3 protein-coding genes are annotated in these 8,782 nt (G+C 71.6%); all 3 read left to right on the plus strand.

What is annotated here, in order from left to right:
• The first annotated feature begins 37 nt into the window (after positions 1-37).
• The gene (locus M4J07_RS18055; protein ID WP_255973108.1) at positions 38-2,647 is read left to right on the plus strand and encodes a S8 family serine peptidase; all 2,610 of its coding nucleotides are present in this window, start codon (positions 38-40) and stop codon (positions 2,645-2,647) included.
• Positions 2,647-5,586 (plus strand): FG-GAP repeat domain-containing protein, encoded by a 2,940-nt coding sequence (locus tag M4J07_RS18060; protein ID WP_255973110.1) that lies wholly within the window; start codon positions 2,647-2,649, stop codon positions 5,584-5,586. Before M4J07_RS18055 ends, M4J07_RS18060 begins: the two co-directional genes overlap by 1 nt.
• 82 nt (positions 5,587-5,668) lie before the next feature.
• Positions 5,669-8,782: ATP-binding protein (locus tag M4J07_RS18065; RefSeq protein ID WP_255973112.1), on the plus strand; the 3,114-nt coding region annotated here is incomplete at its 3' end.

Raw genomic sequence — 8,782 nt, forward strand, 5'->3', positions numbered from 1 at the left:
ACGCGATCTCGTCCCGACCCGGAGGAGCACACCCCCGATGCACCTGCCCCGACCGCCACGGCGCAGAACCGCCGCATGGGCGGCAGCCGCGTTCACCGCCACCGCACTGGTGACCGGCGTGATGCCGGCCGTCGCCGCCGACACCCCGTCCGCGGCCGACACCGCTGCCGCCGCGAAGATCGACTCGTCGCTGAGCAGCGCTGTCGCCAAGGGCGGTGAGGCGACGTTCTTCATCACCCTGAAGGACGAGGCCGATCTGTCCGGCGCCAAGAAGCAGAAGACGCACGCGAAGGCCGCCACGGCTGCCTACAAGGAACTTCGCGAGCACGCCGACGACAGCCAGGCGTCGCTGAGGTCCTTCCTCGACAAGAAGAAGGTCGGCCACAAGGACTACTGGATCGCCAACACGATCCAGGTCACCGGCGACAAGGCCCTCGTCAACGAGCTCGCCAAGCGCTCGGACGTGAAGTCGATCGTCAAGCGGCGTTCGTTCAAGCTCGACGCCATGGAGACCTCCGACAAGAAGGTCACCAAGTCCCGTACCACGTCGGCGAAGAGCGACGCGTCGACCGACGCGACGACCGACAGTGACGCGACGCCCGAGTGGGGCATCTCCGACGTCAAGGCCAACCAGGTCTGGGACCAGTACAAGGACCGCGGCGAGGGCATCGTCATCGCCAGCGTCGACTCGGGTGTGCAGTACGACCACCCGGACCTCGTCGCCAACTACCGCGGCAACAACGGCGACGGCACGTTCACCAACGACTACAACTTCTATGACCCGTCGGGGACTTGCGCCACGAGCAGCACCCCGTGCGACAACGCGGGCCACGGCACCCACACCATGGGCACGATGGTCGGCAAGAACGGCATCGGTGTCGCGCCGAACGCCAAGTGGATCGCTGCCAAGGGCTGCGCCAGCGACACGTGCTACGACGACGACCTGCTCGCGGCCGGTCAGTGGATCCTCGCGCCGACCGACCACAACGGTCAGAACCCGCGCCCGGACCTCGCGCCGAACATCGTCAACAACTCCTGGGGCGACAAGTACGGGACCGAGCCGTTCTACCAGGACATCATCGCCGCCTGGGAAGCCGCGGGCATCTTCGAGGCGTTCGCGGCCGGCAACGAGGGCAACGGCACGACCTGCGCGACGACCCACCCGCCGGGCTCGCAGGCCGACGCCTACGCCGTGGGTGCCTACGACTCCGCCGGCAAGATCTCCAGCTTCTCCAGCTTCGGCCCCTCGCCGATCGACGGCTCGATGAAGCCGAACATCACGGCGCCGGGCACGGCCGTCAAGTCCGCGTGGCCGGGTTCGTCGTACAACACCATCTCGGGTACGTCGATGGCGACCCCGCACGTCGCGGGCGCCGTGGCGCTGCTGTGGTCGGCGGCCCCCTCGCTGATCGGCAACATCGCCGAGACCCAGAAGCTCCTCAACGAGGGCGCCCGTGACGTCGACGACACCCACTGCGGTGGCACCGCCGACGCCAACAACGTCTGGGGCAACGGCAAGCTCGACATCCTCACCTCCATCGACAAGGCCCCGCACACCGCGGCCACCGTCACCGGCAAGGTCACCGACAAGGCGACCGGCGCCGCCCTGTCCGGCGTCACCGTCACGGCCACCGCGGCCGACGGCACGGTCCGTACCGTCAACACCGGCTCGGACGGCAGCTACCGGCTGACGCTGGTCGCCGGCACCTACGCCTTCACGTTCAGCGGCTACGGCTACGCGAACGGCTCGGCGAACGCTGTCACCGTCGCCACGAGCCAGGCCTACACGCAGGACATGGCGCTGACCGCGACCGCCTCCCACAAGGTCTCCGGAACCGTCCTCGACGTCACCGGCAAGGCCCTCGCGGGTGCGAAGGTCGAGCTGACCGGGACGCCGCTGGACGCCGTCACCACCGACGCCAAGGGCCAGTACTCCTTCGCCAAGGTCGCCGAGGGCTCCTACAGCCTGAACGTCAAGCCGGTCTCCCCGGTGCTGTGCAACGGCGTGTACAACGGCACCGCCACCGTCGGCTCCGGCGATCTGGCCAAGACCGTCCAGGTCCCGAACCGCACCGACATCACGGGCAACTCCTGCGCGCCGGCCGCCTATTCATGGATCGCGGGTTCCAAGAAGATCGCCCTGTCCGGTGACGAGGACGCCGCGACGGTCACACTGCCCTTCTCGGTGAGTCTGTACGGCGTCTCGTACACGTCCGCCTCCGTCAACACCAACGGTCTGGTCAACTTCCTGTCCCCGCGCGTCGGCGACTACAACAACACCGCGCTGCCGACGACCGGTTACAACAGCGCGAAGGGCTTCGTCGCCCCGCTGTGGGACGACCTGACGCTCGACGGCAAGTCCTCCGTGCAGACCGCCACCACCGGCAAGACCGGCAGCCGCAAGTTCGCCATCGTGTGGAACAACGCCGCCTACGCGAACGGCACTTCGGGCCGCACCACCTTCGAGGCCGTCTTCGACGAGGCGACCGGGTCGGTCACCTTCCAGTACCAGACGGTCGCCGACAAGGGCGCGGGCGCCACGATCGGCATCGAGAACCAGGCGGGCACCGACGCCCTCCAGTACGCGTACAACCAGAACGTGCTCCAGAACTCCTCCGCCATCCGCTTCTCCCCTAAGGGCGCGTGATGAACAAGACTTCCCGGAGAGGCCTGCGCCTCGCATCCGCCCTGGTGGCGGCGGGCCTCGCGCTCAGCGCGGCCCCGGCTGTCGCCGTCGCCGCTGACCACGACAGCGGCGTGCTCTCCCTCACGGACGCCCAGGCCAAGAAGCTCAGCGAGCGCCTCCAGCCCGACGTGTACGGCGAAGCCGCCGCGGCGGACGACTCGTCCGGTTCCGCAGCCGACACGGGCACGGTCACCGACTCGGTCGCAGGCTCGGGTCCGGGCCTCATGGGTACCGCGGCCGCGGCCGCGGGCACCGATGCCCTCCCGGCCCCGACGGTCACCGCCACGGGCTCCTCCGAGGGCGCGACCGGCATGGCCGCCACCACCCCCGTCGCGGGCACCGACGGCGACTACTTCACCGTGCACGCCGGCGGGAACATCTCCCGGCGCTCCGCGGACGGCAAGGAGACGTGGAAGCGGGACAACACCTCCTACTTCAAAGAGTGGGACATCCCCGTCCTCACCCCGCGTTACAACAAGGACCCGTACCCGGCCAAGGTCGTCATGGGCTTCAACGTGGTCACCCCCTTCTCGCCGACGTCCGACGAGGGCTACGACACCGGTGACCTGACCGGTGACGGCGTACCGGACCTGGTGTTCACCGCCGACGTGGGCACCTACCCCTACCGGCCGTTCAACCACACCGGCAGCACCTTGCACACCGGCACGTTCGTGACCGTCCTCGACGGCGCCTCGGGCAGGACGCTGTGGACCAAGCTGTACGCGGGCGCGTACCAGATCAAGCTCGTCGGCAAGACGCTGCTGGTCGCGGACACGCCGTACTACAACACCTCCGCGTCCAGCAGCTCGACCTCCACGCTGACCGGCATCCGCTTCGACCACGCCGACGGCAAGCTGACCGAGGCGAGCTCGTGGACGTACGACACGGGCCTGTTCACGGGCGCCGCCTGGTCGGGCCTGGAGCCGCTGGGCGGCGGCCTGGTCGCGGCCTCCTGGAACAAGCGCAAGACCTCCGCCACCGACACCACGGCCGGTCACACCCTGGTCCTGGACACGGCCGACGGCAGCGTCAAGTGGCAGTCCACGAACCAGCTCTACTCGCGCCAGCTCCACCTGGACGCCTCCCGCAAGCGGCTTGTCGCGCTGGAGATGTCCGACGTGAACGACGCCGTCGGGTACGAGATCGTCGGCTACGACCTCGCCGACGGCAAGCGCACCACCCTGGACCAGCGGACCAACGTCTTCGCCATGGACCTGGAAGTCGGCGACATCCAGGGCGACGCGAAGCCGGAGTACGCGGTCAGCGAGGACACGCTCGACGAGAACATGTGGGTGAACGCCAACACGGTCCGGGCACTCAACGGCTCCGACGCCTCCGTGCTGTGGCAGCGCACCGTCAAGCGCGACGCCGACAACTCCCAGGACGGTGCGACTGCCTGGAACCTGACGGCGGTCGACGGCAGCCTCGTCGCCAACTACAAGGACGACCAGGACTTCAACTACGCGGTCAACAGCCACGGGGGCAGGTTCGCCCGGATCTCCGTGCTCAAGGGCAGCGACGGCACGGTGAGGTGGGAAAAGCGCGGCATGGTCGCCTCGCAGGCCTGGTCCCAGCCGTTCGCCCAGGGCAAGAGCCGGCTCCTGCGCACCGTGGACACGGACCAGAACATCCACGTATACAAGCTCGACAGCGGCAAGCAAGACTCCCTCACGCCCATCCAGTCCCAGCTGTGGTCGGCCGTCCTGATGGACGTCAACGGCGACGGCAAGAAGGACATCGTGGCCGGCGGCCAGTCCCAGGGCCTCTTCGCCTTCGACGGCCCGTCGATGACGGCCGGCAGGACGAAGCTGCTCTGGAAGACCACCGTCCCCGGCCAGATCCACAAGATCGTCAAGGCCGATCTCGACGGCAAGGGCACCGACGAGCTCGTCGTCGCGGCCGACAACGCGACGGCCGTCGTCGACGCCACCACCGGCAAGGTCCGCACGACGATCGACGGCAAGGGCCAGTTCGTGTGGTCGCTCGCCACCGGTGACCTCAACCACGACGGCAAGGACGAGATCCTCGTCCCCACGGACAAGATCCGCGCCTACGACGGCCGCGGCCGCCAGAAGTGGGCGTACACCGCCCCGGCGGCGAACACCGTCTTCGGTGACGTCAGCATCGTCGACGGTCAGGTCTACGGCCAGTACGGCAGCCGCGACGCGTTCGCGTACGACCACTCGGACCCGAACGCGAGCTCCCCCTGCGGCCGGCCGGCCGGAGCCGTCGCCGTGCACGGCAGCGACGGCAAGGCCGTCTGGGCGGACACGGACCCGAAGCCCGTGGGCACGGTGGTGCTCTGCGCCACCGCGATGCGGGGCGCCGCCTTCGCCTCGAAGGAGATCCCCTACGCGGACGGCCACGCGGTCGCCGACACCTGGTACATCCGGGACAGCAAGGGCGGTCTGACCGCGGTCACCGAGATCCGTGACGGCCGTACCGGCAAGGTGCTGCACTCCGCCAACACCGGCGGCCCCTGGACCCTGGGCAACTGGTTCACCGGTCCCGACGGCCTCTACATGGTGGGCACCAACCAGATCATCCTGTTCGGTGCCGATGGTGAGGACCACCGTGTGAGCGGCAGCGGCGTCTTCCAAACCGGCGGCTTCCTCACCGGCCCGAACGGCGTGCGCTACCTGGTCGGTGCCGGTCAGACCGGCTTCGACCTGCTGGACCCGGCCGGGGTGAGGACGGGCACCCTCTCCCGGCTCGCGTCCGGCAACATCTACGGCGGCCGCGAGTACGTCTCCGGTGACCTCAACGGCGACGGCACGGACGAGATCGTCTCGCTCAACTTCGACGACGTCGGCATCTACCGGATGGCGGAGCTCCAAGAGGGCGGCTACTCCTCGCCGTACACCGCGGTCCGCCAGCTCACGGTGTTCACCGTGTCCTGACGGCCGGACCCGAACGTCCCTCATGAACCCCCTGGGCCTCGCCCAGGGGGTTCTCAGAATGCTCGGTTACAGTTGCGCCCTCATGAACGCGCAGCAGACGGACCGCACTATTCCAGCCACCCCGCTGCTGCGATTGCACCTTTTCGGCGGCTTCGCGACAACTTGCGACAACGGCCCGGCGCCCGCCGAACGCTGGACGCGGCCCAGCGCCCGGACCCTGGTCAAGCTGCTCGCCGTCGTGCCCGACCACCAGCTCCACCGCGAGCAGGCCATGGACATCTGCTGGCCGGACGCCGACCAGCAGTCGGCGACCGGTTCGTTGCGGGTCGCCCTGCACGCCGCGCGGCGCGCGCTGGAACCCGAACTCGCGCCGCGCGCCAGCTCCTCGTACCTGATATCCGACGGCGCGCTGCTGCGGCTCGATCCGGCCACGGTACGGATCGACGCCGACGAGGCCGAGGCGGCGGCGCGGGCCGCCCTCGACTCCGGGGCACGGGGCGAACTCGCCGCCGCCCTTGATCTGTTCACCGGGGATCTGCTCCCCGAGGACCGCTACGCGAGCTGGGCCCAGGCCCGGCGCGGGCAGCTGGCCTCCCTGCGCGAGGAGGTGCAGCTCGCGCTCGCCGCCGCACACATGGCGCAGGGGGCCCTCACCGAGGCGGCCGCCGCGGCCGAGCTGGTGCTCGCGGACAGTCCCGCAGAGGAGGCCGCCCACCGGATCCTCATGGAGGCGTATCTGGGGCAGGGGCTGCGGCGGCTCGCGGTGCGCCAGTACCACCTGTGCCGGGAAGCACTCGACTCCGAGTTGGGGGTGCGCCCCGGGCCCGACACCGAGCGGCTGCACCGGCTCGCGCTGACCGACTCCCCCTCCCCCGCTCTGACAGCACCCTCGCTGCCCGCCCCGCTGCGGGCGCCGACGGAGGGTCCGCTGCGCGGCCGTGACAACGTTCTCCGGCGGCTGCTCACCGCCGACCGACCGCCGGTCACCCTGCTCACCGGTGAGGCCGGAGTCGGCAAGACGACCCTCGCCGCCGAGGTGGCGCGGCGGGCCGCAGCGACCGGGACCGCCGTGCTGTGGGGCGGCGGGCACGACGCCGAGGGGCACACGCCGTACGGGGCGTTCGCCGAGGCCCTCGACGGCTGGCTCGCCGAGTGGGATGCCGGGGAGCGGGCCGGGGTGGGCGCCGAGTATCCCGAACTGGCCGCGTTCCTACCGTCGTTGGGGCGGGTCAGGACGGACGGCGAGCGCTCCCCCGAGGAGGAGCGGGACCGGCTGTTCCGGGCTGCCGGCTCGCTGCTCGGTGAACTCGCCGCCACCCGGCCCGTGTTGGTCGTCCTCGACGATCTGCACGCCGCCGACGAGGGCTCGTTCCAGCTGCTGAGCCATCTGGCGCGGCGGGTCGCGGGCGACGGCACACCGCTCCGGTTCCTCGTGACGTACCGGGGCGAGGAGGTCCCGGAGGGCGACCCGCGCCGCTCGGCGCTCGTCGCGCTGCGGCGCGCGCGCCTGTCCGTGAGCGAGGACGTGGGGCGGCTCGACCGGGAAGCCTGTCTCGCCGTGGTGCGCGACGTCGGCGTCCCGGCGCAGCGCCTCGACCGCGTCTGGGAACTCTCCCTCGGCAACCCGCTCTTCGCGCTCGAACTCGCCCGGGGGCCCATCTCGGACGAAGCGCCCGACGGCGTACGGCAGTTGGTGGGCGAGCGGCTCGGGCGGCTCGACCGCGACACGCGGCGGGTCGTCGAGGCCCTCGCCGTCGTGGGCGGCGAGGTCGCACTGAGCGAGCTGCTCGACGTCGCCGAGCACGGTCTTCGACCGCCCCTGGACGCGGTGGCCGCTCTGGAGGACGCGATCGGCGCCGCGCTCGTCGAGGAGCGGCAGGTCGTGGTCGCGGGCCGGGCCGAGGCGGGGCTCGCCTTCCGGCACCCGCTCGTCCGCCTCACCTGCTACGAACAGCTCACGGCCGTCCGGCGTCGGCACCTGCACGCCGCCTTCGCGCGGACCGTGCTGCGCCGCCGCCCGGACGCCGTCGACACCCTCGCCTCGCACTTCGCCCGCGCCGACGATCCGCGCGCGGCCGAGTATCTGCACCGGGCCGCCGAACGCGCCGCGGCCGTCTACGCCAACGACACCGCCGACCGCTACTACCGCGACCTCGTCGCCCGGCTCGACGTGGACGCGGCCCGGGCCCGGCTCGCCCACGCTCAAGTCCTGCGCCGCATGGGCCACTTCGGGCAGGCGGCCGACGTGCTGCGGCTCGCGCTCGCCGAGTTCGTGCGGCGCGGCGACCACGACGACACCGTGCTCGCGGCGGCCCGGCTCGCCGAGACGCTCGTCAAGGCCGAGAATCCGGCGGCGGGTCTCGCGCTGCTGCACGAGCACCCGCCCACCGGCGACACCGGGCCCGAACCGACCGCCTCCCACCACCTCGCCCGGTGCGTGGCGCTCGGCGTCCAGGGCGGGTACGAGGCCGGGTACGAGGCGGCAGGGCAGGCCCTGGCCGCCGCGCTGCTGGTGCCCGGTCTCACCGGCCAGGGGCTGCTCGCCCGCTGCCACGCGGGGCAGGCCACCAACCTGGCGCTCGCCGGGCGGTTCCGCGAGGCCAGGGAGGCCGCGGATCTGGCGCTCGCGCCCGCCGAGGCGTACGGGGACTCGGCGCTGCTCGGCTCGGTGCTCTCCGTACTGCGCGAGAACGCGCGCCGCGAGGGGCGGCTGCGCGAGGCCGTCGACACGGGGCGGCGCGCCCTCGGTCTCGCCGAGGAGTCGGGCGATCCGACCGCCGCCGCGTTCGAGCGGGCCAATCTGGCCGAACTGCGGCTGCTGCTGTGCGAGTTCGACGAGGCACGGGAGCTGGCGGAGGCGGCCGTCGCGGGCGTGGAGGCGGGCGACGCGTGGTCGCTGCCGTACGCGCTCGCGGCGCTGGCCCGGGTACGGATGCGGGACGGGGCGGCCGGGCGGGCCGAGCCGCTGCTCGACCGGGCGGAGCGGCTGGCCGGGGCGGACCGGCAGGCCCACTTCGAGGTGCGCACCGCCCGCGCCGAACTCGCCCTGCTCCAGGAGCGGCCCGAGCGGGTCGTGGCGCTGCTGCCCGAGGAGGAGGCGCCGGTGCTCGCCGCGTGGGCCGAACTCCACGCCGGGCGGCGGGAGTCGGCCCGGGCGATCGCCGTGGCGGAGGTCGAGCGGGCGGAGGGGGCCGGG

This window comes from Streptomyces longispororuber (genome assembly GCF_024448165.1).
In the GTDB taxonomy this organism is placed as follows: domain Bacteria; phylum Actinomycetota; class Actinomycetes; order Streptomycetales; family Streptomycetaceae; genus Streptomyces; species Streptomyces longispororuber_A.